The 26,741-nt window shown below is 61.1% G+C and carries 26 protein-coding genes and 3 pseudogenes; 21 read left to right on the forward strand and 8 right to left on the reverse strand.

The genetic code is table 11. The features are described from left to right. Window position 1: 1 nt before the first annotated feature. The 12 genes from GGD66_RS38410 to GGD66_RS38465 all read left to right on the forward strand — a co-directional run bounded on the left by GGD66_RS38410 (window position 2) and on the right by GGD66_RS38465 (window position 12,882). Window positions 2-808, forward strand: a complete 807-nt coding sequence (locus GGD66_RS38410; protein WP_018322030.1) for a sugar phosphate nucleotidyltransferase — start codon at window positions 2-4, stop codon at window positions 806-808. Next, window positions 805-1,569 carry a TIGR04290 family methyltransferase gene (locus GGD66_RS38415; protein ID WP_183238160.1) on the forward strand — a complete coding sequence of 255 codons (765 nt, stop codon included), beginning with the start codon at window positions 805-807 and terminating at the stop codon, window positions 1,567-1,569. Before GGD66_RS38410 ends, GGD66_RS38415 begins: the two co-directional genes overlap by 4 nt. Then, window positions 1,569-2,522, forward strand: coding sequence for a beta-xylosidase (locus GGD66_RS38420; RefSeq protein WP_183238159.1), 954 nt, complete (start codon window positions 1,569-1,571; stop codon window positions 2,520-2,522). The genes GGD66_RS38415 and GGD66_RS38420 overlap by 1 nt, the downstream gene beginning before the upstream one ends. Continuing rightward, window positions 2,510-3,715 carry a phosphopentomutase gene (locus GGD66_RS38425; protein WP_183238158.1) on the forward strand — a complete coding sequence of 402 codons (1,206 nt, stop codon included), beginning with the start codon at window positions 2,510-2,512 and terminating at the stop codon, window positions 3,713-3,715. Before GGD66_RS38420 ends, GGD66_RS38425 begins: the two co-directional genes overlap by 13 nt. Before the next feature lie 210 nt (window positions 3,716-3,925). After that, complete coding sequence (locus GGD66_RS38430) at window positions 3,926-5,038, forward strand: NAD-dependent epimerase/dehydratase family protein (protein WP_183238157.1); 1,113 nt, start codon at window positions 3,926-3,928, stop codon at window positions 5,036-5,038. After that, the gene (locus GGD66_RS38435; protein WP_026202667.1) at window positions 5,038-6,102 is read left to right on the forward strand and encodes an NAD-dependent epimerase/dehydratase family protein; all 1,065 of its coding nucleotides are present in this window, start codon (window positions 5,038-5,040) and stop codon (window positions 6,100-6,102) included. Before GGD66_RS38430 ends, GGD66_RS38435 begins: the two co-directional genes overlap by 1 nt. Beyond that, a complete protein-coding gene (locus GGD66_RS38440) occupies window positions 6,099-7,385 on the forward strand; it encodes a TIGR04295 family B12-binding domain-containing radical SAM protein (protein ID WP_018322036.1) in 1,287 nt (428 codons plus the stop codon). The genes GGD66_RS38435 and GGD66_RS38440 overlap by 4 nt, the downstream gene beginning before the upstream one ends. After that, a complete protein-coding gene (locus GGD66_RS38445; protein WP_183238156.1) occupies window positions 7,382-8,491 on the forward strand; it encodes a glycosyltransferase family 4 protein in 1,110 nt (369 codons plus the stop codon). The genes GGD66_RS38440 and GGD66_RS38445 overlap by 4 nt, the downstream gene beginning before the upstream one ends. Beyond that, a complete protein-coding gene (locus GGD66_RS38450) occupies window positions 8,488-9,618 on the forward strand; it encodes a glycosyltransferase (RefSeq protein WP_183238155.1) in 1,131 nt (376 codons plus the stop codon). Before GGD66_RS38445 ends, GGD66_RS38450 begins: the two co-directional genes overlap by 4 nt. Continuing rightward, window positions 9,615-10,703 (forward strand): glycosyltransferase, encoded by a 1,089-nt coding sequence (locus tag GGD66_RS38455; protein WP_018322039.1) that lies wholly within the window; start codon window positions 9,615-9,617, stop codon window positions 10,701-10,703. Before GGD66_RS38450 ends, GGD66_RS38455 begins: the two co-directional genes overlap by 4 nt. Next, window positions 10,700-11,833, forward strand: coding sequence for a glycosyltransferase (locus GGD66_RS38460; protein ID WP_018322040.1), 1,134 nt, complete (start codon window positions 10,700-10,702; stop codon window positions 11,831-11,833). Before GGD66_RS38455 ends, GGD66_RS38460 begins: the two co-directional genes overlap by 4 nt. Beyond that, window positions 11,830-12,882: a UDP-glucuronic acid decarboxylase family protein gene (locus tag GGD66_RS38465; RefSeq protein ID WP_018322041.1), complete on the forward strand. Its 1,053-nt coding sequence runs from the start codon at window positions 11,830-11,832 to the stop codon at window positions 12,880-12,882. Before GGD66_RS38460 ends, GGD66_RS38465 begins: the two co-directional genes overlap by 4 nt. A 67-nt stretch (window positions 12,883-12,949) precedes the next feature. Here GGD66_RS38465 and GGD66_RS38470 read toward each other — a convergent pair whose 3' ends face one another. Continuing rightward, a complete protein-coding gene (locus GGD66_RS38470; RefSeq protein WP_018322042.1) occupies window positions 12,950-13,483 on the reverse strand; it encodes a DUF1003 domain-containing protein in 534 nt (177 codons plus the stop codon). Between the two features lie 516 nt (window positions 13,484-13,999). Here GGD66_RS38470 and GGD66_RS38475 point away from each other — a divergent pair. From GGD66_RS38475 to GGD66_RS38505, 6 genes and pseudogenes are all read left to right on the forward strand, one after another. After that, window positions 14,000-14,365: a hypothetical protein gene (locus GGD66_RS38475; RefSeq protein ID WP_312014221.1), complete on the forward strand. Its 366-nt coding sequence runs from the start codon at window positions 14,000-14,002 to the stop codon at window positions 14,363-14,365. 740 nt (window positions 14,366-15,105) lie between these two features. After that, window positions 15,106-15,312 (forward strand): hypothetical protein, encoded by a 207-nt coding sequence (locus tag GGD66_RS38480; protein WP_183238154.1) that lies wholly within the window; start codon window positions 15,106-15,108, stop codon window positions 15,310-15,312. Then, complete coding sequence (locus GGD66_RS42135; RefSeq protein WP_183238153.1) at window positions 15,309-15,518, forward strand: gamma-glutamyl-gamma-aminobutyrate hydrolase family protein; 210 nt, start codon at window positions 15,309-15,311, stop codon at window positions 15,516-15,518. The genes GGD66_RS38480 and GGD66_RS42135 overlap by 4 nt, the downstream gene beginning before the upstream one ends. After that, window positions 15,487-15,980 (forward strand): annotated as a pseudogene (locus GGD66_RS41855) (gamma-glutamyl-gamma-aminobutyrate hydrolase family protein). Before GGD66_RS42135 ends, GGD66_RS41855 begins: the two are co-directional and overlap by 32 nt. Further along, window positions 15,893-16,480, forward strand: coding sequence for a glutamate-cysteine ligase family protein (locus GGD66_RS38500; protein ID WP_183238150.1), 588 nt, complete (start codon window positions 15,893-15,895; stop codon window positions 16,478-16,480). Before GGD66_RS41855 ends, GGD66_RS38500 begins: the two are co-directional and overlap by 88 nt. 152 nt (window positions 16,481-16,632) lie before the next feature. Further along, window positions 16,633-16,926, forward strand: a complete 294-nt coding sequence (locus tag GGD66_RS38505; protein ID WP_183238149.1) for a hypothetical protein — start codon at window positions 16,633-16,635, stop codon at window positions 16,924-16,926. Between the two features lie 84 nt (window positions 16,927-17,010). Here the strand turns inward: GGD66_RS38505 and GGD66_RS38510 are convergent. Beyond that, window positions 17,011-18,202 (reverse strand): annotated as a pseudogene (locus tag GGD66_RS38510) (NADH-quinone oxidoreductase subunit D). A 29-nt stretch (window positions 18,203-18,231) separates the two neighbouring features. After that, window positions 18,232-19,563, reverse strand: a complete 1,332-nt coding sequence (locus GGD66_RS38515) for an esterase family protein (protein WP_183261771.1) — start codon at window positions 19,561-19,563, stop codon at window positions 18,232-18,234. 397 nt (window positions 19,564-19,960) lie between these two features. On the opposite strand from GGD66_RS38515, the pseudogene GGD66_RS41860 reads away from it, so the two are divergent. After that, window positions 19,961-20,439: pseudogene (locus GGD66_RS41860) on the forward strand (tyrosine-type recombinase/integrase). Between the two features lie 502 nt (window positions 20,440-20,941). Here GGD66_RS41860 and GGD66_RS38525 read toward each other — a convergent pair. From GGD66_RS38525 to GGD66_RS38540, 4 genes are all read right to left on the reverse strand, one after another. Further along, window positions 20,942-21,442: a Crp/Fnr family transcriptional regulator gene (locus tag GGD66_RS38525; RefSeq protein WP_246783571.1), complete on the reverse strand. Its 501-nt coding sequence runs from the start codon at window positions 21,440-21,442 to the stop codon at window positions 20,942-20,944. A 773-nt stretch (window positions 21,443-22,215) separates the two neighbouring features. Next, window positions 22,216-22,593: a TadE/TadG family type IV pilus assembly protein gene (locus tag GGD66_RS38530; protein ID WP_312014222.1), complete on the reverse strand. Its 378-nt coding sequence runs from the start codon at window positions 22,591-22,593 to the stop codon at window positions 22,216-22,218. After that, window positions 22,590-23,093 carry a TadE/TadG family type IV pilus assembly protein gene (locus GGD66_RS38535; protein ID WP_210317526.1) on the reverse strand — a complete coding sequence of 168 codons (504 nt, stop codon included), beginning with the start codon at window positions 23,091-23,093 and terminating at the stop codon, window positions 22,590-22,592. Before GGD66_RS38535 ends, GGD66_RS38530 begins: the two co-directional genes overlap by 4 nt. Before the next feature lie 10 nt (window positions 23,094-23,103). Further along, window positions 23,104-24,417 carry a TadE/TadG family type IV pilus assembly protein gene (locus tag GGD66_RS38540; protein ID WP_183238579.1) on the reverse strand — a complete coding sequence of 438 codons (1,314 nt, stop codon included), beginning with the start codon at window positions 24,415-24,417 and terminating at the stop codon, window positions 23,104-23,106. 522 nt (window positions 24,418-24,939) lie between these two features. Here GGD66_RS38540 and GGD66_RS38545 point away from each other — a divergent pair. After that, a complete protein-coding gene (locus tag GGD66_RS38545) occupies window positions 24,940-25,098 on the forward strand; it encodes a hypothetical protein (RefSeq protein ID WP_183238580.1) in 159 nt (52 codons plus the stop codon). Window positions 25,099-25,324: 226 nt separating this feature from the next. Here the strand turns inward: GGD66_RS38545 and GGD66_RS38550 are convergent, their stop codons facing one another. Then, window positions 25,325-25,486 (reverse strand): hypothetical protein, encoded by a 162-nt coding sequence (locus GGD66_RS38550; RefSeq protein WP_183238581.1) that lies wholly within the window; start codon window positions 25,484-25,486, stop codon window positions 25,325-25,327. Window positions 25,487-26,293: 807 nt separating this feature from the next. On the opposite strand from GGD66_RS38550, the gene GGD66_RS41870 reads away from it, so the two are divergent. Next, complete coding sequence (locus tag GGD66_RS41870; protein ID WP_246783572.1) at window positions 26,294-26,677, forward strand: hypothetical protein; 384 nt, start codon at window positions 26,294-26,296, stop codon at window positions 26,675-26,677. Window positions 26,678-26,741: the final 64 nt, after the last annotated feature.

The following is a 26,741-nucleotide window of genomic DNA, read 5'->3' on the forward strand; positions in this document are numbered from 1 at the left end:
CATGTGGGGCATCGTTCCGGCCGCGGGCCGCGGCAGTCGTATCCAGCCGCTGGCTTTCTCCAAGGAGTTGCTGCCCGTCGGCAGCCGGTGCGACGATGGCACCGAGCGGCCCTGCGCGGTCTCCGAGTATCTGCTGGAGCGCCTGATCCTCGGCGGCGCGGACAAGATCTGCTTCGTGATCTCGCCTGGCAAGTCCGACATTCTCGAATATTTTGGCGATCACTACGGCAGCGCCCAGCTCGCCTATGTCGTCCAGCCCGACGCCTCCGGCCTGTGCGACGCCGTCTTCAGGGCCGGCACCGTCGTTGGCCATGATGAAGACGTCGTCGTCGGCCTGCCCGATACCGTCTGGTTTCCGAAAGCCGCCTTGCAGGCGCTTCCCGGCGCCGACCTCTCCTTCCTGCTCTTTCCCGTCGAGCGTCCGGAATTCTTCGACGCCGTCGTGCTCGACGGCGACAGCGTGCGGGAGATCCAGGTCAAGCAGCCGAACCCGACATCGCGATGGATCTGGGGCGCGTTCAGGATGTCCGCCCACGGCTTCCGCGAACTGCATGCACTCTGGATCGACCGGGACAAGCTGGACGAATACTTCGGCACGTTGGTCAATGCTTATCTCCAGGCCGGCGGCAGTGGCATCGGGATCAAGGCAGGCGAGTCCTATGTCGATGTCGGGACTGTCGGCGGCTATCGCACGGCAATGGCGGTCCTTGCGGAGAGCACAGGCGCCGACAGTCGATCGAGATTGCGGGCTGGCGTCGCGGATGGAACTCGACCGATCGCTGCAATGGAGAATGGAGCGACTGCATGACGAGAGCGCTACTCACGCGCGAGGAAATTCGCAGGCGCATCGACGCGCTCGGGCCGTGGTTTCACAATCTCGACCTCAACGGTGTGCCGACCGCCCCCACACACTTCCTGGGCGACTATCCCAACGTGAAATGGCGCCGCTTCGCGGCAATCATACCGGACCGGCTCGATGGCAAGAGCGTACTCGACATCGGCTGCAACGCCGGCTTCTACGCCATGGAGATGAAGCGGCGGGGCGCCGAGCGCGTGCTTGGCCTCGATACCGACGAGGAGTACCTCGCTCAGGCGCGCTTCGCCACCGAGGTAAACGGCCTCAGGATCGAATTCCGCCAGATGTCGACCTACGACGTCGGACAGCTCCGCGAGAAGTTCGATCTCGTGATCTTCATGGGCGTGCTCTATCATCTGCGTCATCCGCTGCTGGCGCTGGATCTCATCCATGAGCACGTCGCCACGGATCTCCTGCTGTTCCAGTCGATGCAGCGCGGCACCAGCCATGTCGATACGATCGACAAGAATTACGATTTCTGGACCACCGACCAGTTCGATTCCGCCGGCTATCCCAAGCTGCACTTCATCGAGCACAAATATGCCGACGATCCCACCAATTGGTGGGTGCCGAACCGAGCCTGCGTTGAGGCCATGCTGCGCAGCGCCGGCTTCGCGATCACCGCCCATCCTGAGGAGGAAGTCTACCTCTGCAGGCGAACCGATCGGCCTCAAATCGACGGTCCCGTCTATCCATCCCGGAGTACTAGCTGATGATCGAGGCCGCCAAGATCTGGAACGAGCCGAACAACAAATCACATTGGGATCTTCAGATCGATCCGGATTGGTCTATGTTCGCGGACCTCGCCATTGCGGCCGGCAAGGCGATCCGCAGTACTCGGCCCGCACTGCCCATCGTGCTTGGCGGCATCTCGCCGATCGACCCCTCCTTCATGCGCAAAATGCAGAGCCGCGACGTTCTCGACCATTTCCACGCGGTCGCCGTACACGGCTTTCCGCTCGACTGGAACCTGTGGCGGATCGGCGAGTGGCCGGCCAAGATCGAGGAGATCAAGGCGGTCACCGCGCTTCCCGTCTGGGTCACCGAGGTCGGCGTCTCCTCGTTCGGCGCCGAAGAGGTGCAGGCCTGGGGCCTGTCGCGCACCGCCGAGCTCCTGATCGGCCGCGCGCCGCGCATTCACTGGTACAGCCTTTATGACCTTCCCTCCGCATGGGAAGCCACGACGCGGCACAAGGAAGCTGAGGGCTCGTCCTATTACAGGCATTTCCACATGGGCCTGCTGCGTGAGGATGGCACGCCGAAGGCGGCCGCCAATCTGTTCGGCGCCTATGCCCCGGCCATGGGGCTGTGCCAGTGGTTTCACTTTGGGGATCATCGCCTCGACAATGCCGTGCAATGGATGCGCCGTCTCGGCGTGACCCATCTCAGGACTGGCCTGTCATGGGCTGACAGTTTCCGTCCGAATGCGCTAGATTGGTTCGATCGCCAGATGGAGACGCTGGCGGAATTTCAGGTCACCGTCACGTTCTGCTTCACGCCCGAGCATCGAGGCATCGAGCCGCATCACACCAGCCCGCCGCTCGATGTCAATGAATTCGCCGATTTCTGCGCATCGATGGTCGATCGTTACTGCTCGAAGACCGGTCTTGCCGCCTCGCCAGCATCGGCCGATCCTCCCATCAGAGAGCCAACATGCGTGCCCTGATCCTGGTCATGGACTCCGTCGGCATCGGCGGTGCGCCGGATGCCGCACGCTATGCCGACGATGGCGCCGACACCGTCGGTCACATCGCGGACGCCTGCGCGGCTGGGCGGGCCGACAGCAACGCCCGCGAGGGTCCGCTCTATCTGCCCAATCTCGTCGCGCTGGGCCTTGGCCAAGCCTGCAGCCTCGCTAACGGTCGCGTGCCGCCGGGCCTGGACGGTCAGGTCGAGCACCGGCAATTTGGCTGCGCAAGCGAAATCTCGAAGGGCAAGGATACACCGTCGGGCCATTGGGAGATCTCCGGAGTGCCGGTCCCGTTCGAATGGGGCTATTTCCCCCGAACCAAACCCTGCTTTCCCGCGGATCTGACGAACGCATTGTGCGATCAGGCCGGGCTACCCGGGATCCATGGAGATTGCCACGCGTCCGGTACAGAGATCATCGCCGAGTTCGGCGAGCGCCACATGCGAACGGGAATGCCGATCTGCTACACCTCAGCCGACAGCGTGTTCCAGATCGCAGCGCATGAGCAGACTTTCGGGCTCGAACGTCTGTACGAGATTTGCGCAATCGCAAGACGACTGATCAATCCCCTCAACATCGGCCGCGTCATTGCCCGCCCTTTCGTCGGCACAAGCGCGAGCCACTTCAAGCGGACGGCGCACCGGCGCGATTTTTCCGTGCTGCCCCCTGAAAACACCATCCTCGACCACGCCGCGAGCGCCGGCCGTGACATCGTGACCATCGGCAAGATCGACGACATCTTTGCTCATCGCGCGACAGGGCGAAACTTGCGCGGCGATGGCAACATGGCGCTCTTCGATGCCACACTGAGGGGACTGGCGAGCCTTGCGGATGGCGGATTGCTATTCGCCAACTTCATCGACTTCGACACGCTCTACGGCCACCGCCGAGACGTTACCGGCTATGCCACGGCACTGGAAGCCTTCGACGATCGCCTGCCCGAACTATTGTCCCGATTGCGCAGCGATGATCTTCTCATCATCACCGCCGATCACGGCTGCGATCCCACCTGGAGCGGCACCGATCACACCCGCGAGCAGGTGCCAATCCTGGCCTGGACGACGCAATCTTCTTCTCCCGTCGGCCGCCGCGCCGGCTTTGCCGATATCGGCGCCACCGCGGCAAGGCATCTTGACCTGCCCCAGCCGCCTCACGGGGTGCATTTCTAGACGTCGTCAGCACACCGATTCACTTGGGTTATTGATCCAGGTTATAGAAATATTCGTTTGTACAATTCCCAGGAACGAACATTCCTTGCATTGCTTCTGAGTCCATACGTGACCGGCGCGCGGGTCATCCGACCAGTCAGCAAGGTGCGCTTCACCAGACATCATCGACCGATCTGAGCGGATCGGTCTTAAGGCTGCACGGAGCGGTGAATGACGCGGGTATTGATTACGGGTGGCGCTGGTTTCATCGGCTCTCATGCGACGGACATTCTGCTGGCGGCGGGCTACGAAGTCCGTCTGCTCGACAACCTTTCGCCTCAGGTTCACGGCAGTAACTGCCAGCGTCCCTCCTATCTCGCCGAAGATGCCGAGCTCATTGTTGGTGACATCACTGACAGCGTGTCCGTGGACCACGCGCTGCGCGGCGCCGACATGGTCTTGCATCTTGCTTCCGCCGTCGGCGTCGGCCAGAGCATGTACGACATTGAGCCCTATGTGCGGACGAATGAGCTGGGCACCGCCGTACTGCTCCAAGCCTTGTCGAAGCGCCCCGTCGAGCGGCTGGTCGTCGCCTCGTCCATGAGCATCTATGGCGAAGGCCTCTATCGAAGGCCCGATCAAAGCGTCGTTGCCTGCGACGAACGATCAATCGAACAGCTCCGCCGAGGGGAATGGGGGTTGCGCGACACAGCCGGGCATCCGCTCGAGCCCGTGCCTACGCCGGAGACCAAGTTGCCTTCACTCAGCTCCGTCTATGCGCTGAACAAGTATGCACAGGAACGCATGTGCCTGATCACCGGCAAGGCTTACGGTATTCCGACCGTCGCGCTGCGCTTCTTCAATGTGTTCGGCCCCCGTCAGGCGTTGTCGAATCCCTATACCGGCGTACTCGCCATCTTCGCCGCGCGGCTCCTCAACGGGCGCCCCCCGCTCGTGTTCGAGGATGGCGAGCAATGTCGCGATTTCGTTCACGTGCATGATGTCGCCCGTGCCTGCCGCATCGCGTTGGAAGCCGAACATGCGCATGATGTCTTCAACGTCGGCTCGGGCCAAAGCAGGAGCATCCTGTCGGTAGCCGATGATCTCGCCCAGGTCATGGGGCGCAGCGACATCGCCCCCGAGATCACGCTCAAATACCGCGCCGGCGACATCAGGCACTGCTTCGCAGACATCGGCAAATCGCGCGACCTTCTCGGCTTCGAGCCGCACGTGGCGTTCAAGGACGGCCTGGAGGAACTCGCGGATTATCTCGCATACCAGGTTGCCGACGACCAGGCGGCACGGGCGACGCAGGAGCTGCTACAACGAGGGTTGGTTGCGTGATAAATGAGCAAGATAGCAGGCCCGTGCTAATCACCGGAGGCTGCGGCTTCATCGGCTGTAATCTTGCCGACCGGCTGGCGGAGCGCGGCGAGCGTGTATTGGTGCTGGACAATCTAGCTCGCGCGGGCGTGCGCGAAAACGCGCAATGGCTGAAATCCAGGCACGGCGACCTCATCACCATCGCAGTGGCCGACGTCCGCGAGCTGATCCCGGTGATCGACGCCGTACGCGATGCCCGCGCCGTGCTGCATTTGGCAGCTCAGGTCGCCGTCACGGACAGCGTGAGCGATCCCGCTGCCGATTTCGAGATCAACGCACGCGGCACCCTGAACGTGCTCGAAGCGGTTCGGCTTCACAACAGCACCGCGCCGATCGTATTCGCGTCCACCAACAAGGTCTATGGCCGCCTGATCGAGGACAGTGAGATCGCCCTCACCGGCCGTCGTTACACGCCCACTAGCGCCCTGCTGGCGGACGGCATCTCCGAGAACGCGCCGCTCGACTTCTACAGCCCCTATGGCTGCTCCAAGGGAACCGCCGATCAGTACGTCCATGACTATGCGCGAGTCTACGGGCTCCAGACCGTGGTGATGCGCATGAGCTGCATCTACGGCCCCCGCCAGTTCGGCACTGAGGATCAGGGCTGGATCGCGCACTTCCTGCTGAGCGCGATCCGCGGCAAGCCGTTGACGATCTATGGTGATGGCTATCAGGTTCGCGACGCCTTGCACGTGTCGGATGCCGCCGCGGCCTGGCTCGCGGTGCTCGATCGCATCGCGCTCGCGCGGGGACGCGTATTCAATCTCGGCGGCGGGCCCGCCAACGCGGTCAGCCTTCGCGAGCTCATCGACCATATCACGGAACTGACCGGCCGTGAAATCGCTTACAGCTTTGCCGATTGGCGTCCGGGCGATCAGCCCTGGTACGTCACCGACACCCGTGCTTTGTCGACCGCACTCGGTTGGGCACCGCGGGTTTCGCTGACGGAGGGCCTCCGCTCGCTCCACGCCTGGCTCGACAGTCGTTTTGGAGCAGCTCAAGGTAACCGCGAGGCCCTGGCATGAGGCGCGTCGCCCTGATCAATCCGAATTGGGATTTCGGCGGCAGCATCTATTTCGGGTGCCGGTCCCCCCACCTTCCGCTCGAGCTCGGCATCTGCGAGCATTATCTGAGAGCGGCCGGGCACCGGACGCTGTTGCTCGATGCGCACATGTTCGATCTGTCGTTGCGGGACATCGAGGCCGAACTGCGTGCGTTCGAGCCCGACATGATCGTCATCACGACGGCGCCGACCTATCTGTTCTGGCGTTGCGCGCCACCGGAGCTGCGCGTTCCGCAGGAGCTCGCATCGGCGGCGCGGGATCTAGCGCCAGTCCTGGCCGCAGTAGGTCCGCACGGCTCAACGACCCCACGGGCGGCGCTCAGGAAGCTCGGCGTCGACTTGGTCGTAATGGGGGAATGCGAAGGATCCTTGTTGAGGCTCGCAAACGGCGAGCGAGACTTTCCCGGTCTGTGCTTTGCCGACGGTGGCTCAATCCGCGTCAATGGCGGTCCTCAAGCTGTCGAGTTCAGGGATCAGCCGGCGCTCGCTTGGCCGGACGAGATGATCCGGCGTCATTATCACCACCATCACCGTTTCGACGCCGAGCCGGTCGGCCCCGGCGCGGAGGTCGAGGCTTCGCGGGGATGCCCCTACAACTGTACGTTCTGCGCCAAGGAGAATTTCCGCAACGCCTACCGCAAGCGCCCTCCCGCGATCATCCTTGATGAGATCGACAGCCTGCGCGGCCAAGGCGTCGAATATATCTACTTCATCGACGAGATATTCCTTCCGAATGCGGAACTGCTGGAAGGGCTGAGTACGCGCGGCCTCAAATTCGGCGTGCAGACGCGGATCGATCTCTGGAAGCCAGACATGCTCGCGCTGCTCGGCCGCGCCGGCTGCGTTTCGATCGAGGCTGGAATCGAGAGCCTCACGGTCGAGGGACGGGCGGCGCTCGCCAAGAATTGCAAGATGACCACCGATCAGCTTGCCGACCGGCTGGTCGAGGCCCGGCGCCACGTCCCCTTCGTACAGGCCAATCTGATCGAGGTGCCCGAGGACGACGATCCCGTCGTGCAGCGTTGGCGCAGCAAGATGCAGAATGCCGGCATCTGGGCCAACGACCCGGTCCCGCTTTATCCCTATCCGGGCTCGCCGGACTATCAAAAGCTGTGGGGCGAAGCCGACGATTTCGCCTGGGAGCGCGCGCACCGGCATTATCTCGGAATGTACGACCAGTTCAGCGACGTGCAGAACGATCGGCCGATGCCCCTCGATGCCCTCGAACATCCGGTGGCGCCATGAGCCGAGATGCGGACATCAAAATCCTGATGACGACCGACACCGTCGGGGGCGTATGGACCTATTCCTGCTCCCTCGCCGCGAGCCTTGCCGCCTCGGGCGCCGAAGTAACCTTGGCAACCATGGGCCCGCCCGCGCGCGCCGACCAGCGCGAGATGCTGCGCGACTCTCGAGTCCGCCTCGTCGAAACCGACCTCGCTTTGGAGTGGCAAGATCCGGAAGGACGCGACTTTCCCAAGGCCGAACGTGTCCTCGCCGGCCTCGAAGCGAGGCTCAGGCCCGACGTCGCCCACCTCAACAGTTTTCGGGAGGCAACCCTGCCGTGGCATGCGCCGACCGTTCTCGTCGCGCATTCCTGCGTCAACTCATGGGCGCTGGCCTGCCAGGATTCGGCATGGCTCGGCGAGCCCCGATGGGCGCGTTACACGGACCGGGTGGCCGCTGCGCTCAACAGTGCGCAGGCATGGGTTTGCCCGAGCCAATCCTTTCACGATGACATCGTCGAGATCTATCACCCGCGCTCTCCCGGCGCCGTGATCTGGAATGGGATTGCGGCTGGCGCCGCGCCAAGCCGAAAGCGGGAGCTGATCTTCGCGGCCGGTCGCCTGTGGGATCGTGCCAAGAATATCGAAGTCTTGGCTGAGGCTGCGCCAGGACTGGATTGGCCGGTCGAGGTCGCGGGCCCGGCGGAGATAGATCCCCTCGGCATCGCCTGGCTTGGTCCATTGCCGCACAGCGCCCTGCGCGAACATCTCCGACACGCCCCAATCTTCGTCAGCCCAGCGCTGTACGAGCCGTTCGGCCTCTCCGTTCTGGAGGCGGCCGCCGCCGGCTGCGCGCTCGTGCTGTCGGATATTCCAACGTTCCGGGAATTGTGGAGTGGAGCAGCGCTCTTCTTCGATGCCGGCGACAGTCAGGCCTTGCACCGAATCCTCGTCAAACTCTGCGCCGATGATCTCGAAAGGACGCGCCTGCAACGCGCTGCGTATGAACATTCCCTGACCTATTCCCTGGCGCGCACGACCAGCGCCTATCTGAAGCTCTACGAGGGGCTGCACGCCTCCGATCGCAGGTCAACGCAAGCCGGTCAGATCGAGGTGCGCGCATGAAATGCGTTCTGTTCTACCACGCATTCACCTCCTGCTGGAACAACGGCAACGCCCATTTCCTGCGCGGCTATGCCCGCGAGCTGCATGCACTCGGCCACGAGGTCGTGGTGTTCGAGCCGGTCGATGGCTGGAGCCGGTTGAATGCCATCCGCGAAAGCGCCAGTCAGGCCCTGCAAGACATCCGCCGGCTCTTCCCCGGCATCTCCATTCGTCGCTACGATGCTTCACTCGATTTCGATGAGGCTCTGGATGGTGCCGATCTCGTCGTCGTGCACGAATGGAATTCGCCCGACGTGATCGGGCAGATCGGATATAGGCGCGCGCACGGCGCCCCCTTCACGCTGCTGTTCCACGACACCCATCATCGGGCGGTCACCGCGCCGGACGAGCTCGCGCAGTTCGACCTCGACGCGTTCGACGGTGTGCTCGCCTTCGGCGAGGTGCTTCGTCAGATCTACATGAATCTCGGCTGGGCAGATCGTGCCTATACCTGGCACGAGGCAGCCGACACGTCCATGTATCATCCCTTGCCGCATATCGAGCGCACCGACGATCTGGTCTGGATCGGCAATTGGGGCGACGGCGAACGCAGCGCCGAACTCAACGAGTTTCTGGTCGAGCCCGTTGCTGAACTGAAGCTGAGCGCGAACGTCTACGGCGTTCGCTACTCTGATGCCGCTCTCCAGACCATCCAGGCCGCGGGCATCCGCTATGGAGGCTGGCTGCCGGCGCACTGGGCGTCGGTCGCCTTCGCGGGAGCGCGCGCGACCGTTCACGTTCCTCGCGGGCCCTATGTGCGCTCGCTTCCGGGGATCCCCACCATTCGGGTGTTCGAGGCGCTCGCCTGCGGCATTCCCCTGATCTCGGCCCCCTGGTCCGACGTGGAAGGCCTGTTTCCTGATGGCGCCTATCTCCAGGCCGCCAGTGGCGAAGAGATGAAGCGCGCGCTCCGTTCTGTGCTCGATGATCGGGAGATGTCCGCCGCCATGCTGGCCGCCGGGCTGCGGACGATCCGGGAGCGCCATACTTGCCGTCATCGCGCACAACAGCTCGTGGGCATTGTGGAGGCCATTCGCACCTCCGCCGATTCGTCCCGGCCTCTGCGATACATTGGAGCCTCCGCATGAAGATCTGCTTCTTCGGATCCAGCCTCGTCTCCTCCTACTGGAACGGTGCCGCCACCTATTATCGCGGCATGCTCAAGCAGATTGCGGCACTCGGACACGACATCACCTTCTTCGAACCCGACGCGTTCGAGCGGCAGGCCCATCGCGACATCGCCGATCCCGATTGGGCTAGGGTCGTCGTGTACCCCGCAACGTCCGATGGTTGGCGCGGCTCGCTCGATGCTGCGGCGCGATCGGCCGACATGCTGATCAAGGCCAGCGGCGTCGGCGTCTTCGATCAGGAGCTAGAGATCGCCGTCGCCGCCCTGCCCTCCCGAACCCTACGGATCTACTGGGATGTCGATGCCCCCGCCACTCTCGAAGCGATGGCGAACGATCCGAGCCATCATCTGCGCGGTGCGATCCCCTCCTACGACACGGTCCTGACCTACGGCGGCGGCGACGGCGTCGTCTCGGCTTACCGCGCCATGGGCGCGCGGGACTGCGTGCCGATCTACAACGCGCTCGATCCTGAGACGCATTTTCCATTCCCGCCAAGACCGGACTTCGCCTGCGATCTCAGCCTGCTGGCAAACCGCCTGCCTGATCGCGAACAGCGGGTCGAACACTTCTTTCTCGACGTCGCACTCGAGCTGCCGGACAAGTCGTTCCTGCTCGGCGGCTCCGGCTGGGAGACCAAGGACACGGCAAGCAATCTCCGCAAGATCGGCCATGTCGGCACCGGCGAGCACAACGCCTTCTTCGGCTCCGGACTTGCCACCCTCAACGTCAATCGCGACAGCATGGCGCGCTGCGGCTTCTCGCCGCCGACGCGGGTGTTCGAGGCGATCGGGGCCGGCGCCTGCCTGATCACCGATCAATGGCCGGGTATCGACCATTTTCTCGAGCCGGATCGCGAGGTGCTGGTGGCTGCGAGCGGAGCTGAGGTGGCGGGCCATCTCGGCGCGCTCAGCGCCGATCGCGCCGCCGCGATCGCCAACCGTGCCCGCGCACGCGTCCTGAGCAAACACACCTATCGGCATCGCGCCCGCCAGTTCAACCAACTCTTTTTCGGAAGCAGCTCGCGCATCGAGGCAGCAGAATGAACCTCAGTATCGTCGTCGTCGGTCTTTCGGTCACCTCGTCGTGGGGCAATGGTCACGCCACGACCTATCGCGCCCTGATCGAGGCCCTGGCGCGACGAGGTCACCATGTCACCTTCCTCGAGCGCGACGTCCACTGGTATCGTGAGCATCGCGATCTGACCAAGCCGTCGTCGTGGACGGTCGAGCTTTACCAGTCGCTGAAGGACGTGCCTCGCCGCTTCGGCAAGCTGATCCGGGGCGCCGACCTCGTCATCATCGGTTCTTATGTGCCCGACGGCATTGCCATTTCCGAGTGGATCACGAGTCAGGCGCGGGGAATCACCGCGTTCTATGACATCGACACGCCCGTAACGCTCGCGAGGCTCGACGAAGGCCTGAACTACCTGTCAGCCGCAATGATCCCACGCTTCGACCTCTATCTGTCATTCGCCGGCGGGCCCGTGCCCAACATGATCGAGGAGCGGTATGGCAGCCCGATGGCCCGAGTTCTCTATTGCAGCGCCGACACGGAGGCTTACGCTCCGCTGCAGGCGGAGGTTAGATGGGCCCTCGGCTATCTCGGCACCTATAGTGAGGACCGGCAGCCCGTCCTCGAACAGCTGCTCCTGTCCCCGGCGCGCACGCTGCCGTCAGAGCAGTTCGCGGTCGCAGGGGCGCAATATCCCGCTGATATCGTCTGGCCCGACAATGTCGTGCGGATCGAGCACCTCGCGCCAAAACAGCACCCGGAGTTTTATGCGGAACAGCGCTTCACCCTCAACGCGACCCGCGCCGACATGCGTGCGTTGGGCTTCTCGCCGAGCGTTCGCCTGTTCGAAGCCGCTGCCTGCGGCACGCCCGTGATCTCTGACCAATGGCCGGGAATCGAAACCATCTTCGCACCGTCGCGGGAAATCCTGCTGGCCTCAAGCCCGCGCGACGTCATCGAGATCCTGCGCGACATGCCCGAGGAGCGTCGGCGCACTATTGCGGAATGCGCACGCCGACGCGTTCTGACCGGTCACACCGCCGATCACCGGGCCTGCCAGCTGGAGGGTTACTACGCCGAAGCAGCCGCGCACCGCCGCCGCAAATCCCCGCGGCCTGCCGCCAGCCGTCCCATTCAAGTCGCCGAAGAGAGCCTGCAATGAAACTCCAGACCCGCATCCCTACGCTCCGCCGCTCGCCGACCGTGCTCATTGCTGGCGGTGCCGGCTTCATCGGCTCTCATCTCTGCGATTCGCTTTTGCAACATGGCTACGCCGTGATCTGCCTCGACAATCTCTTCACGGGGAGCATCGACAACATCAGGCCACTGCTGAACCATCCGAACTTCCGGTTCATCGAGCATGACGTGCAGGAGGAGATCGAGATCGACGGGGAAATTGACCGCATTTACAGCCTCGCCTGCCCAGCTTCGCCCCGGCATTATCAGAAGGATCCGGTCGGCACGATGAAGACATGCGTGCTCGGTACCATCAACCTGCTCGAGCTCGCGCACCGGAAGGGTGCCCGCGTCCTGCAAGCTTCCACGAGCGAAGTCTACGGTGATCCGGAGGTGCACCCACAGCCGGAATCCTATCTAGGTAACGTCAACCCAATCGGGCCACGAGCCTGCTACGACGAGGGCAAGCGCGCCGCCGAAACACTGATGTTCGACTACAACCGCACGCGGGGGACCGAGATCAAGGTGGCGCGCATCTTCAACACCTACGGCCCACGCATGCTGGAGAACGATGGCCGTGTCGTCTCCAACTTCATCGTGCAGGCCCTGCGCGGGGAGCCGATTACGATCTATGGCGGCGGTACGCAGACCAGAAGCTTCTGCTTCGTCGATGATCTCGTGCGAGGCCTCCAGTTGCTGATGGAAAGCTCCTCATCGGTGACCGGTCCCTGCAACCTCGGCAATCCGCACGAGGTGACGATCGAAGCTATAGCCCGAGAGGTTCTGACGTATACGGACTCGGCCTCGCCGCTCCGCTTCGAGCCGCTGCCAAAAGACGATCCAAAGCGCCGCAAGCCCGCCATTGACACCGCTATGCGGCTGTTGGGATGGCGCCCGCGGGTGGCACTGAAGGATGGTCTTCAAGCCACGATCGCCTATTTCGCGATGCGCATCGCGGGCGAGCCACCGACGCTCGTGCCAGCTCTCGCGCAGCGAAAGAGAGGTCCGGCGCGCAGCCTGCTCAGTCCCGAATAGCCAGCTGAGAGCCAGAAGCGCTCATTCCGGCTCTGGCGTCTCGCGGCAGGAGCGCCGTTGCGCCTGCTTAGTCCTTGCTCTCTTCGATCTTGTCGAGAACGCGCTCCGGCGCGATATCTGAGGCGGCTTCCTGAAGCTCTTCGTTCTGCCGGGAATCTATCTCCATTTTGCGGGCCATTTCATTCAGGAGCGCGACCACCTTCGTGATCTCATGTTCGGTGAGGAGACTGATCTGCAGATCCAACTCCGCCCTTCTATCCGCTTCGGCCGCCATACGATTTTGAGAGATCAGAACAAAGGTCGAAAGAAAGATTGCCTCTACAGAGGCAATCATAGCGAGCACTACAAAGCTCTGGTCCCATGGCACAATTCCTGGAAGCCATCCGAGGTTTGCGGCTATCCAAAATCCAAAAGCGAATAAGTGCAGGTAAACAAACTGCATGCTGCCGGTAAACGAAGTTATCGCATCGGCGACCTTTTGCTGAATAGACGCGTCGGATTGCTCGCGCTTCCTTCGCTCGACTAGAGCGTGGATATTCCGCTCGAGAGCCGGCGTCAGCCCGGGTGCAGCTTGTGGACGGGGCGCTAAGTGTTTCTTCATGACGTGGAAACCGGCGCACCCGCCCGCGGTTCCTATAGCTACCCCGACGCCGCGCAATTGACGACCGCCTGGCCGACGCCCGGCGTGCAAGACCTCGGCGAGGTGGAGCAACAAGATAGAGCCGCGACCTCAGGGCTGGCTGGGCGCGGGAGGGATCGAGCCTCCGAATGGCGGAATCAACACCTGCTTGATTAATGAAAGCGGGTTTGGAAAAGGGGCTCAAAATGCCTTCTAATAAGTTCAATAGTTTAACGGCCGTTTTCAAATGACAACAGTGCTCAACGTGGTTCGCTATCGCCTCTTCGTTATCGAGCTTTTCCTACGACAAGATCAAGACCGACATCGAAACTGCTAACCTGGATTCCTCACGCGCATACATAAGACGTTGGTCGAAATTCAAGGTCAATTGCTGGGCATACCAATTGCTACTCTTCGTCGTATCCCAGCTAAAGTCGGTGACCACCTGAGGCGTCGAAGCGTGGACGAACTTTGCGATTCTCGTCGGTGCTTAGATTCGTGGTTTTTCTGTTCGTTTCGATCGTCGATCAGTTCTTTACTCTAAGCGCAATGGCCAGCGAAGTCGTGCGGGAGCGGGGCAGACTCGAAAGCGGCTTCGGGGCCATTGGGCAGCCTCAGCACCATTTCATGAATGCCGGCGACCTTCGCCCCCTCGATGCGCCGCGGCATGTCATCGAGGGAATGTTGCATCGGCATTTGCTCTCGACCAGCCTGTCGACATTCCCAGCCAATTGCGACGGCGCGCCGTTCGACCGCTCGCACATCTACGCCAGCGGCAATCTCCGGGCCGACATGTATTCTTCGCGTTCTGCGGCGGGTTCGAGCCCTGGGCCAAGAGCCGGTGCTCGGGCCGCCAGGGCCTGACAGCAGCGCTCAGGTGGAGCAGATGAACGAGCCGCCCGTGACGAATGCCTTGAGCTGAAATGAATAGCGGATCGCTGATCTGCTTTCAACTTGAACACTGGCAGAAGGCCTCCGGGGTCGGACCGGAGGCCTTCTGGCTCGCTGGGGTACATCCGCCCGAGTGCGGTTGCCGGAGCTGCCGTTCTATGTCCACGGTTTGCTCTGCGTTGCGGACCTTCTTGAGAAGCTCGTTCTTCTCAGCGTCGATCGGCTCGGCGTGAGCTCGCTTCCTCATGTGCTTCTCGGATTGAGCCAAGCGGTCTTGGAGAGAGTTTGTTTGCTTGATCCGCCTGCGCTTCAATCCCATCGCGTTTCTCTTCTTAATTTGATGAGGATATGCAATTGGGCACGAGGCGCCCACAACAAAGGTTAATCTCGGACGATCGTTGAATGGGCAGAGGCACGCGGCGAGGAATGTCGGCCCATCTTGGGTTTGCCCAGTTGCTTACCCGGTTTGCTCTGGCGCCCCTCGCCCGGTTTTGGATGCTCGTTGCGTACTTCGGCTCTTGCCCGAAGATCCGCGTTCATAACAAAAGTTAACGGCGCCACAGGGTCAACAGATCTAAGCAGAGCAACCATTCTGATCAATCGCTGTTTTACCAGGCACAGACACACGAATTGACGCAGGCGAGACATTTGCACGAGCCGCATCCCACAATCGATCGCACGACCCCGCCGCCTGTAGTCGATGGGCGCTTCGCTTGGGAACGAACGTCGGGGAGCGCAAGGCAGCGATTCATCAATTCGGCAGCGCCGCGGGTGCGGTGGCCTACGGCCTCCAGCAGTGGCAGCACAGCGCCTCGCGGGGGCAGTGGCAAGCGCGCATCGGCGCGCCGCAGGTGGGCATTCTCTCCGAGACGATGGTCGCACGCGGCGAGCAGCTCTCGTCGGTTGCGATGATTGCGTGAACGCCATCGGCCTGGTCGCCGGTGCCGTGCCGCGGATCCTTCCGGCGGCGCGCCAAGCCGACATCGACGCCTATCTCGATGGCCTTGACGGTCTTTTCATCAGCGGCGGGCAGACCAATGTTCATCCCTCGCATTACAGCCAAATGGTCGACGACTCTCGCGACGGCCGGTTCGATGAATTCCGCGACGAGTCGCGCTCCATCTGATCCCGCGCGCGCTGGCGCGCGGAATCCCCGCGCTCTTTGTCTGCCGCGGATCCAGGAGCTGAACGTCGCTTTTGGCGGCACGCTGGCGAAGGACCCGGATGGCCTGCCCGAAGACCAGCGCCACGGCACGCCCGACGCGGACAATGAAGATGCGCGCTACCGGCTCCGGCAAAAGGTGACGTTGCGCAAAGGAGGTGTCCTGCAACAGATCTGCGGCGCAGACGCGTCACAGTGAATTCGCTGCACAGCTTCCTAATCAAAGATCTCGCACCGGGGCTCATCGCGGAGGCCGTGGCGGAGGATGGCTCGATAGAGGCCGTCATCGTCGCGGGCGCCGGCGCTTTTGCGCTCGGCACGCTGTTTCACCCGAAGTATTGGGCAACACAGATCATGCATCGGCGCATCCTCTCCACCTTCGGAGATGCGGTTCGCTTGCATGCAAAGGCGAAAAGGACAGCTTAGGGCCATGCACCGCTACCGCTTCGGTATCGAGGAGGAATACTTCCTGGTCAACCGCCAATCCGCAGCGCCGCAAGGTCATCAGCGATCTCGGGATGGTCGGCCTCGGCAACCCCATCAGCGGGCTACATGTTCACGTCGAGGTGCCCGAGCCCGACCTGCGGGTCGAGATCATGCACCGACTGGTACCGTTCCTCCCGCTACTGCTCGCGCTGTCGACCTCGTCGCCGTTCTGGTGCGGCTATCCCACTGGATTGCTGGGCTATCGCAACGCCGCGAATGATGCCCTGCCCCGCACCGGCTTTCCCGAGATGTTTCGCAACCTCGCCGAATACGAGACTTATGTGAAGACATTGGTCGACGCGGGCATCGTCCCCAACGCCAGCTATGTCTGGTGGGCCTTGCGGCCCTCCCTCCAGCACCCCACCCTCGAGCTGCGTATAACCGACTGCTGCACAGCGATTGCGGACTCGGTCGCGATCGCGGCGGTCGTGCGCTGGTGAGGCACGTCGTGCATCATCCCGATCTGAATGCGAACCATTCGGCAGTGCATCGCGCGCTGATCGAAGAAAACCGCTGGCGCGCCTAGCGCTACGGAACCGATGGCACCTACATCGATTTGGTGTCGTTGGAGCCAGAAGCTGGCTGAAACGCGGTGATAGCCCTGCTAGCGCCCGACATCGAACATCTCGGGGTCGAAGAGGACATCCAGCATCTCAAGACCATCCCGAAGCGCGGTACCTCGGCGCATCTTCAGCTCGAATATTTCCGCGGCTTGAGGAAGTTCGGCCGCTCGCCGCGGGAAGCGATCGGCGACGTGACGAAACGGCTAAGGACTTCGACGGAGACCGGCAATTTCGCCGCGAGGAATGACGAGCCTAAGAAAGCCAGGGATCAACAGCCCTTTCGCAACACTGGCGGCCTTTGGATCGAAACTGCCTCCGGGTGATATCGCGTTCAAGTGAAGGTCAAAGCGAGATCTATTCGACCAGGCACTGGCTCAAGACGTTGCGTCCAATGCAAACACGACCTCTTAACGATCCACCTCGCCAAACACGATGTCCAATGAGCCTAGAATCGCTGAGACATCGGCAGCAAGTGCCCCTTGCAGAGAAAGTCCATCGCCTGGAGGTGGGCAAACCCCGGCGACCTGATCTTGCATTTGTAGGCCTTGTTGGTGCCATCCGAGACCAGGAACACTCCAAACTCGCCTTTGGGCGCTTCGACGGCTACGTGAATCTCGCCGGCAGGAACGTGAAATCCTTCCGTGTACAGCTTGAAATGATGAATGAGCGCTTCCATGGAGCGCTTCATCTCGCCGCGCCGAGGCGGCGCGACGTTGTTGTCTTGTACGAGAACCGGGCCTCTTCCGTACGGAGACCTCAGCTTCTCGATGCACTGCTTCATGATGCGGACTGACTGCCGCATCTCCTCCATAATGAGATACCGATCGTAGCAGTCTCCGTTCTTACCAACCGGGATATCGAAGTCCATTTCCGCATAACAGTCATAGGGCTGCGCTTCCGCAGGTCCCAGGCCGCACCGGACCCGCGCACCATCACGCCCGAGAAGCCCCGGGCCCAGGCTTGCTCGAGGGTGACCCTGCCGATATCCACGTTACGGCCCCTGAAGATCCGGTTCAGCGAAAGCAGCCGATCCAGATCATCCACCACACGCAGGAACGGATCGCACCAGGCCTCGATGCCGTCGATCAGCTTCGGGGGGAGATCCTGGTGCACGCCGCCTGGCCGGTAGTAGTTCGCATGCATCCGGCTGCCCGACGCGCGCTCGTAGAAAACCATCAGCTTTTCGCGTTCCTCGAAGCCCCACAGCGGCGGCGTCAGGGCACCGACATCCATGGCTTGGGTGGTGACGTTCAGGAGGTGGGACAGGATCCGGCTGATCTCGTGATAGAGCACCCGGATGAGCTGCCCTCGCCGCGGCACTTCGAGCCCGATCAATCTCTCGATCGCAAGACAGAAGGCGTGTTCCTGAGTCAGTGGAGCAACATAGTCGAGCCTGTCGAAATACGGGATCGCCTGGAGATACGTCTTGGCTTCGATCAGCTTCTCGGTGCCCCGATGCAACAGGCCGATATGCGGATCGACCCGCGTGACCACCTCGCCATCAAGTTCGTGCACGAGCCGGAGCACGCCGTGAGCGGCGGGATGCTGTGGGCCAAAATTGATGGTGAAGTTTCTGAGGCTCGGAGACTGTTCGGCCACACGCTTTCTGTCCACGACATTGCAAGACCTCACGGAAACGGATAGCCCTTCCACAGCCATTCCAGCGCCGAAGGCAGCGTCTGCGCCACTGTCGGGCGGTCGACATGCTTGGCGTTGCGCGCGAACAGGTACTGGTAGTGATAGCCTTTCTCCGCCAGCACTTTTGCCATCAGCGCGGCCGACAGCGTCCAGTCGTGCATGCCGTCGGCGATTGTTGGATTGGGATAGAACAGGTCCTGATCGCCCATTTCGAACCAGTAGCGGATCGGTTTTGCCGGGGAACCCGGGATCAGCGGCGCGCCGGTCGGCTGATCGGACGGCGTGAGCTGGCCTGCCTTCACGGTCAGGTTGGGACCGGCCGGCCCCGCCCACGCGCTGTGATATTCCCAGGCACCGCCGCGCAATGCCGGATTCCACGGCCATTGCTGGTTCACCATGGTTGGCGAATAGGCCAGCACCCGGCGATATAGCTCGGGATGAAACCACGCCATGGTGAAAGCCGCAGTGCCGCTCGAGCTCAACCCCATGGTGGCGCGCCCATCGGGATTTTTCGTCAGCTTCACGCCGGCCTTCTCTTCGACCAGCGGCAATACCTCACGCTCGATGAATTGCGCGTAGGTGCCCGACACAGTGTCGTATTCGCGCCCACGCTGCGCGCCTTGTGCGTCCTGTCCGCCATTGCCGACCTGGATCGAGACCATCGGCGGCACGCGACGCTGCGCGATCAGATTATCCAGCGTCGTGTTCATGTCCTTCCAGGCGGCGGAACCGCCGTCGCCGAGCACGATGAACGGGATTTCTGTGCCCCGGACATAACTCGCCGGCACATAGACCTCGATATTGCGGGTCCATGTGCCGGGGTGGCTGGTGGTGACGATCATGTTGGATTTGTCGCCTGACGCCGTCGTCGTGCTCATGATCGAAGAGTTGCCGCAGCCGGGTACGTCGTCACGGATTAGGCCGGGGTTGTAGATCACGCTGTCCTTAGACGACAGCGTGAACGTCGTGATGGTGCCTTTCGGCACACCCTCCTTTGCGATCGTCTCGGGCGCCGGATTATGTGTCGGGCCGATGATAAAATTCCCCTCTGCGCCGGCCGGCGGCAGCGTGCCGTCCGCAAGCTCGGTCGCGGCCGGATAGTTCGCGCTCCTGGGATCGCGGGTCGGCGGCTTCGTCTGGAAGTCGAGGCCGGTCGTGTCGATGAAGAACGGCGCCCCTTTGTCCGACGTGTTGGCGTTGGGCGGCACGCCCATGTTCTGGGTGACACAGTTGGACGGAGGCGGAGTTTGGGCCAAGGTGGCGGTCGAAAACGTTGCAGCTGAGATCATGGTCCCCGCAAGGACGGCCCATGTGGTGTTCATGTCTTCCTCCGAAGCCGACGAGTCTCATGGCTCGTCTTTCGCGGAAAAATATGACGAAGGGCACTTGACCGGTCAAGTGACGGGCACCTCGTGGCAGTGCTTGCTCGATGTTCGCTTCGGGTCAAAATCTGCCCTGCTTCGCTCGAATTGGACGCAAGTACGTCTCCAATCGTCTAAGAAGCGGACGTCGGATTGTAAGGTCGCTGGGCTGAACATGACCAGCCTCACTAGCTGAGGAGGTCAACATGACCGTTATCGAAAGCAACGTCCCCGCGGTCTCGAAGCACGCTCCTGGAACAAGGGGAGGATCGTCGGCGCCACGCCGCCGCTCCGTCCAAAGCACGTCTGGTCAATCCGAACCAAGCTCCAGGTCGAAGGCCGAACGCGCGATTTGGCAATGTTCAATGTCGCCATCGATAGCAAGCTACGCGGCTGCGACGTTGTAGCCCTGAAAGTTGATGATCTGGCGCCTGGCGGGTATGCGGCCGACCGCGCCGCCGTCCGACAAAAGAAGACCGGCCGACCAGTCAAGTTTGAACTGACGGAATCGACCCGGCAGGCGATCGACGATTACCTGCGGCTTACGGGCAAGAAGTCAGGAGAATATCTGTTCACTGGCCGGCGGCCGAGTGGCCATATGACGACCGCCAGTATGCCCGCCTCCTATCCCGCTGGCTCGCCGACATCGGACTGGACTCACACTTTTTCGGTACGCATTCCCTTCGCCGGACCAAGGCGACCTTGATCTATCGACGTACCGGCAATCTGCGAGCCGTACAGCTCCTTCTGGGGCATACGAAGATCGAGAGCACTGTTCGATATCTCGGCGTCGAAGTCGACGACGCGCTCGCGATAGCCGAACAAGTCGACATCTGAGTTCGGGGGCAGAGCAGACGTGCTCTGTCCTGCCCTCACAGACCGCTCGGGGCCAGAAGCGGACATAGAGCTGAGAGATATCAGATAAAGCCTTCGATGTATTCTCGCACAGCGTTTGTGTCGCCAGCGGCGGCAGCACAGATGCCGAAAGCGTGGACTTCATGAGGCAATGCGCTGCTTGGGCCATCGAGGATATCGGTCATTATCGACGAAACCGCCTCACGCATACGACCGGCGCTCAGAAGCGCGAGCGCGGCTTCCTTGCTCCGTTTAAGACGTTCTTCTCGCGTTAACATTGAAGGCGAGTGTCGGATCATGACGTAAAACAGCCTGTTCTTCACCGGGTTGGCAGTCAATCCGTTGTGAGTGCCAAAAAGCGACGGAGCCTAGCGCCCTAAGCTACCGCGCGGCGTCCGTGGAGGAAGCGTGAGCGGACCTCCGGCACATGCGACGCAACTTCGCAGATGGGCCATAAGCGGAAGTGCACTGAACGGCATCGTCATCAGGTTGATGCACTTTGGTGCAGGTAGATCCTTTCGAACTGGCCAACTTCCTCAATTTTGGCTTGGTCTAGCAAGTGGAAAGTTCTGTGATCGGTCGCGACAAGACCTTCCCGGCGAAGCTGTTGGAGAGTTCGATTGACGTGCACGACCGATAGACCCAGGCAGTCTGCCAGCTCGATTTGCGTGATTGGCAGCTCAAACGACCCGTTTAGCGTGCGCCCGATTGCTGCGAGGCGCTCGTGAAGCTCCGCAAGCATGTGTGCCAGTCGAACACGCGCTGGCCTGCGGCCCACGCTGACGATCCATTCCCTGAAGATTGCAGAATCGACCAATGTCTCGCGCCAAAGCGCGGCAGCGACGTTCGGCCGCGTTTTGTTCAGTTCACGCAACGCATCGTGCTTTATGAAGCCGAGGGTGCACTCTGTGAGCGGCGTTAGGTCATGGTCCATGACGTGTAGGTGAAGGTTTTGAAGGGCGCCCGCACGCTGCAGCCCTTCCAAAAGGTACCTTCAATATTTCCCGGTTAGATAGGGCGTTGTGATCACGAATTGCCGCTGCGGCTCCCTTCGGTTGACGCGAATTGCACTCCTGCAGCAACGGCTGTGCTTCCTCCGTTAGTCCAAGCTGGCCAAGGCTGGCGAGAAGGACTCTAAGGGCGATATAGGGACGTCTTGCACGCATGGCGAGCCGACCGTAATGCGCCGCCTCTTGATAGTGTTCCTCGTGATAATGGGCCAACGCGACGAAGCTCAAGAATGCCTTGCGCCTGACGCACCAAGTCCGGTGGCAATTCCCTGGGCGACATTCAGCTGCGCATTGTCCTTCTCCGAGGCCGTTATCCCCCGCCCCGTTTAGCGAACAATGAGATCAGCCGTCTTATAGACAGCGCGTGCTTCACACGTCTCGCATCTCAAACTGAATTCTTGATCAACTTTTACATTCTTGATTCCGATCTGGGCGCCGCATCTCTTGCAAGCAACCGACCTTCGCTTGATCTCGTCCTGCACGGACTTGGGCCGTCTCCACGCAAGGCAGAGGAAGATGGTGATAAGAACAACAACGAGCCCTGCCAGCAGCGGAATGTTCATCTCTTTAGCTCCAGCTTGGCCGCAGAACAGAGTCTCGGCAGTAGCGTGGCCCCGGCGGGCCAAAGGTCTGGACAGAGCCATCGGCCATGCGCGGGCCGCGGGACACGACAGAAGAATATCAACAAACTCGGCCGGTCTTTCCGTGCCGCATCTTTCGAAGCTGATGGCGGCTGCACGCGACGAACTTAACTAGGAAAGCACGCCTGAGCTGTCAGCATCAGTGGAGAGAGATTGAGTATTTGCGGAAATTGGAAAGCATAACTAGCGCTCACCTGATTGCCGCATGTCGGCGTAGAGAAGGCGAATGTCTGGGCAGGAAGAGTGAGGCCGAACGCCTGCTGGGCGGCGTAGCTTGTGATGGCATTGCTACTCGGGCAAAGCGTCGGATTGACGGTCGCGCAGCGCGCCGCCATTTCCGCACCATGTTGCATGCCCAGTTGAGTCCAAAAGAGTAGCCCGAACTCGATGATTCCAAATATGAACAGAAAAAAGACTGGAGCCGTCAGAGCAAATTCCAGCGCCGAAGCCGCTCGATTGTCTCGCCATATGTTCGCGAGCTTCACTGCAGCCTCGCTGTGGATTGCGCATTGTATGTATAGGTGGCCGCAACGACTTGATAGTTAATCAGAGTATAATACGTCGCCTGCGCCGACACAGTCGTATATGTTCCGGCCTGCGCTCCGCCAGAGCACACTGTGCCACAGCTAACGGCGCTCACTCCCCTACTTGTCGGGCAGCCGCAGAATTGAACAGGTCCAGGTGATGCAATGATAGCTGTGGAATTCGTTGCGTTCGTTACCGCATTGGAAATGCTGCCCACATCAAAGCCGCGCGCAATGGCGTATTGCGCCCCCGCTTGCGCCGCCCCCTCAACCTGCATCTTGCGATAGACAGCGAGCCCTATATCACTTACCGAGACGACCATCAGCGACAATAACGGAATCATAATTGCAAATTCGATGGCGGCTGCGCCACGAGTGTCGCGTACAGCAGCGCGCACGGACCAGGTTAAGGCGCGAAGGAGTTGGCTTCGGTCGTGAGGAGATGAGTTTCGGATTTGCATTGAGGCAACCTCACTCGATCAACTGTGCAGTCTGCGCGCCAATCGCCGCGGTGCCGAGCGCTGAACAATTGACCTGAAGATTCGATGTACCGCTGAACGTCAGGGTATCAGCGACAATCTTAGTACAGGACGTGCTCGTGCCGTTACCGCCACTGAAGCTGAGATTGGCCTTTGGCAGGTAGATGGCGCCGCCAAAATTCTGGGTGCCGCCGCCCGTCAAATTGAAAGCAGTACCGGCGGGCATGTTGCGGTCGCCATAAAGGACGATTCCCTTGGTCGCGCCGGCGGTCGGCGCGGTCAAGTCGACTGTAGCGTTACTGCCGATGGAAGCTGTGCCCCAGTTGCCGCCCGACCCGGTAAAGACCAGCGTCACACCGGCGCCTGTGATCGTTGCGTTACCGGCGACGCTTAGATTGGCGCCGTCGAGGTAATAGATCCCCGGCTCAAAGCTTAAAGTCGCACCAGCATTGACTGTAATACTGCCGCTGTAGCAGCCAGGGCTGAGAGAGTTGGTCTTACCATTGGCATTGACGGTAATCTTTGCGCTGGTGCAGCTTGGCTCCGCCGGGGGAGTGACGTTTGCATAGGGATCGGCGACCGCGGACATGTGAGTCCGGACGCCATTGGTGGCGGTAATGTTGCTCGCGCCGGAGACGTCGCCAACCACTCCGACCTGGTTGGCAGCGACGGAAGCGCTGCCCGCAACGTTGAGTGATGGGCTTGCACCGGAGTTGCTGTAGAGGTTGCATTTGATCAGATTGAGCTGATTGCCTCCGCTCACGTTCACAGCCGGACTGGCGCTTGAATTCAGCGCGAGTACACAGCCTGTGCCGGAATTGGGCAGCGCAACCGCACGCGCGGTGATGAGCACAGGTTCCGAGCCGAACAACGACGATAGCAACCGCCGCTGCGCCTGGCTCACAGTAACCTCGATCGCTTGCGGGTTCGAGGTATAGTTGCCCGTCTTCGGCGGTTGGTTGACTACCACAGTGACGTTGTTCACCGCATTCGCGTAGCCATAGTTCGCAGTAACGGCATTGGCTTCGGAGCCCATGTCGCCGCCGGCCGTTATCGCTGTTGCCGCACTTACCGCGCCTGAATCCGCCGCGCTCTGCATATTCTTGTGCTTGTAGTACCACCATCCAACCTCGGTGCCGAGGCCGGCCGTGCCAACCAAGACAGGCATCAACAGCGCAGATATGATTACGTAGGTACCCGACTGATCTCGAATAAACCGCTCAAACAAACTAGGTCGGCGCGGTCCACACTTCGTCAGGTGACCTGAAACTTTCGAGGAGCGGCTCCAAATCTTCCAGAGGTTCATGTTATCCTCCCAGCGGTTGCCACTTTTTCCTGAAAAGAGGTTGATGCAGGCCGATTTAAAGGCGCCCCAATGTGGCTAAGACAATTTTAGCGAACTGACAGCAAAACGACGGCCATGTCGTTTGGGGCCGGCACTGCGGCGGCTTCGGGGTGTGACAGTTAAGATGGGAAGAACTCAGGACGAGCAGTTGTTGTGACCCTAACTGTACTTCGCCCCCTTAATCGATCCCGCGATAGCGTCGACGACCCCATCTTCGTTGGCGCCAAGCGTCCGGCGGCAGGATCGTAGAAGCCGACCATTACTAACCTCATCCCACCGTTCTGACCTACGCGCATGTTTCGCGCACGGCTCATTATTCGTGCACGATCATGTACTTAATTGAGCGTCGGGCAAGCTTTTCACGAAGCCGTGATGGCCTACATGTACGACGAAGTCGTCTGGAAATTTGATTTTGGGTCGACGACATCAACCGGAAGAATGACAGGTGCATGATCACGTCATCTCAAGGGACGGAGAGCACCTATGCCCCGCTATATGAACCTTGGAACTTCTTTTGCTGCCCTGCTCATCGCCGCTCTTGCGCTTGTGCCGCACCCGGTCAAATCTGATCTCGGCGGTGGTTGGCAGTGCAGCCAGACGCTCATGGTGGTGACGAGTTGTGGGCACGTGAGCGCTCAATGATGCGCAGGAGCACCGCAGATACTGCCGAGGGAAGCCCGACGCTGGACGTACCCCGCTGTCCTGCCTGTGGCACACCCCTCTTTCCTTGACGCACTCGAACTTGGCCCCCGCAGGGATCCCTCGACCGCTCGGTGACCCGTGACGTTATGGAGGTCGATGCGCCGGCATGACTTGCGGCAGTACTGTTGGCGTGAGCGCCGCACCGCAAGAAACGATTAGGGGCCTTTCAATCCTTCTCAATACGGTCGGCGCTTTGAGCTTCGAGATATTCAGCCCGTGAACGGTACTCTTCGAAAATTTCCAGCAAGGCCATCTTAGCACGCTCCTCCGCTGACAGAGCCGCTTGCTCGCGGGCGGCGCGTTCAAGGCGTCGGAGTTCTCGTTTCATGGAGAGAGATTACCCGGCCGAACCGCCGCCGCATTAAAGTGTGCTAAAGTGTACGCATTGTTCGTTCCCTCAGGGACAGCTAACACCCTCGTTGACCTATAACGGGCAAAATCAGCCTGAACCTGCGTCCTGACGTGACGATAGGCATCTCGTTCTCCGGCTAAGGGCCACAATCGTGTCTCGGGCACTAAGCTATTAGGGGTAGCCTTGAACGGCCCCTATCCCGCCGATAGCCGATATCACAATTGGCTCAGCCTTGTTGGCTAAGCAGGAGACGACATTGGGGATGATGTGAAAGAGGCCGCCGACGCGGACGCCTCTTGTTCGATTAATGAGGCGAAACCATTGCGGCCACGCTGAACGCCACCACGCAGGCCGCGGCAAGTGACCAGAGCGCTATGGCCATCTCTCTAGGCATAGAGATTCAACACCCCTTGATATTCCAGGTTCCTTTAGGGGCGGGGCGGAAGCGTTTGCCGTGGAGGCACTGCGTTTCTGGCTGGCGCCGGCGTCCTCGCTACACCAGCAGGACGCGACGGCTCCTCGATTCTGTTTCCACGCACCATCCAAGCAGCAAGGCGCTGCAGGCTACGACGCCACGCGCTGAAAGAGGGTTCGGCAAGATCATCGTCCATCCTACAACTATTAGCTGCGGCAGGGTTTACGATCAGCTGCAATTTGAGAAAGTGCCGCAAAAAAGTTGTTGTGATGCTTCGAGCGGATGCTGTCCTTGCGTGCATCGTCGCAAATTTAAGTTCCCCTTGAGCCGGGAAAAAGTGGTAAGTTCCTCGGGCTCGGGACGCCTTCATGGCAACCTATCGCGCATACCTTTTGGACGACACCGGCCATGTAGCCAGCCGGATCGATCTGGAATGCGCCGACGATGAGGCAGCTAAAGAGCGCGCGCTGTGCTTGCCGCATGAGAACGGCGCCGAACTGTGGCTGCTGGATCGGCTCATCGCTGTCTTCGGGCCAACCGTCCAGGCTGAGCATCCCGTGGACGTCGCCGACAAGCTGGAAAGGCTTTTGACCGACGCCGAGGATTGCACGCTGCTCAGCAAACTTGCCGCTGATCCCGCCAAGCGCGAACGCTTCGCTCGGCTTGCCAAACGGTTTCGGCAGATGGCCCGAAAGTTGGACACCGCGATCAAGGCCAATCCCGATCCGGACGATTCCATAGCTCCGGGCTAGAGTGCCAAACAGGGCCGGCCCTTTAGATTGGCGCCCGATCTCGCTTCTTTGAGATCTCCCCGAT

The sequence above is a fragment of the Bradyrhizobium sp. CIR48 genome (assembly GCF_014198315.1).
In the GTDB taxonomy this organism is placed as follows: domain Bacteria; phylum Pseudomonadota; class Alphaproteobacteria; order Rhizobiales; family Xanthobacteraceae; genus Bradyrhizobium.

What these genes read in the sequence shown, in the direction of transcription:
- GGD66_RS38410 (WP_018322030.1), top strand. Translation starts at nt 2, where the DNA reads ATGTGGGGCATCGTTCCGGCCGCGGGCCGCGGCAGTCGTATCCAGCCG.
- GGD66_RS38415 (WP_183238160.1), top strand. Translation starts at nt 805, where the DNA reads ATGACGAGAGCGCTACTCACGCGCGAGGAAATTCGCAGGCGCATCGAC.
- GGD66_RS38420 (WP_183238159.1), top strand. Translation starts at nt 1,569, where the DNA reads ATGATCGAGGCCGCCAAGATCTGGAACGAGCCGAACAACAAATCACAT.
- GGD66_RS38425 (WP_183238158.1), top strand. Translation starts at nt 2,510, where the DNA reads ATGCGTGCCCTGATCCTGGTCATGGACTCCGTCGGCATCGGCGGTGCG.
- GGD66_RS38430 (WP_183238157.1), top strand. Translation starts at nt 3,926, where the DNA reads ATGACGCGGGTATTGATTACGGGTGGCGCTGGTTTCATCGGCTCTCAT.
- GGD66_RS38440 (WP_018322036.1), top strand. Translation starts at nt 6,099, where the DNA reads ATGAGGCGCGTCGCCCTGATCAATCCGAATTGGGATTTCGGCGGCAGC.
- GGD66_RS38445 (WP_183238156.1), top strand. Translation starts at nt 7,382, where the DNA reads ATGAGCCGAGATGCGGACATCAAAATCCTGATGACGACCGACACCGTC.
- GGD66_RS38450 (WP_183238155.1), top strand. Translation starts at nt 8,488, where the DNA reads ATGAAATGCGTTCTGTTCTACCACGCATTCACCTCCTGCTGGAACAAC.
- GGD66_RS38455 (WP_018322039.1), top strand. Translation starts at nt 9,615, where the DNA reads ATGAAGATCTGCTTCTTCGGATCCAGCCTCGTCTCCTCCTACTGGAAC.
- GGD66_RS38460 (WP_018322040.1), top strand. Translation starts at nt 10,700, where the DNA reads ATGAACCTCAGTATCGTCGTCGTCGGTCTTTCGGTCACCTCGTCGTGG.
- GGD66_RS38465 (WP_018322041.1), top strand. Translation starts at nt 11,830, where the DNA reads ATGAAACTCCAGACCCGCATCCCTACGCTCCGCCGCTCGCCGACCGTG.
- GGD66_RS38470 (WP_018322042.1), bottom strand. Translation starts at nt 13,483, where the DNA reads ATGAAGAAACACTTAGCGCCCCGTCCACAAGCTGCACCCGGGCTGACG.
- GGD66_RS38515 (WP_183261771.1), bottom strand. Translation starts at nt 19,563, where the DNA reads ATGAACACCACATGGGCCGTCCTTGCGGGGACCATGATCTCAGCTGCA.
- GGD66_RS38535 (WP_210317526.1), bottom strand. Translation starts at nt 23,093, where the DNA reads ATGCAAATCCGAAACTCATCTCCTCACGACCGAAGCCAACTCCTTCGC.
- GGD66_RS38540 (WP_183238579.1), bottom strand. Translation starts at nt 24,417, where the DNA reads ATGAACCTCTGGAAGATTTGGAGCCGCTCCTCGAAAGTTTCAGGTCAC.
- GGD66_RS38545 (WP_183238580.1), top strand. Translation starts at nt 24,940, where the DNA reads ATGCCCCGCTATATGAACCTTGGAACTTCTTTTGCTGCCCTGCTCATC.
- GGD66_RS38550 (WP_183238581.1), bottom strand. Translation starts at nt 25,486, where the DNA reads ATGAAACGAGAACTCCGACGCCTTGAACGCGCCGCCCGCGAGCAAGCG.
- GGD66_RS41870 (WP_246783572.1), top strand. Translation starts at nt 26,294, where the DNA reads ATGGCAACCTATCGCGCATACCTTTTGGACGACACCGGCCATGTAGCC.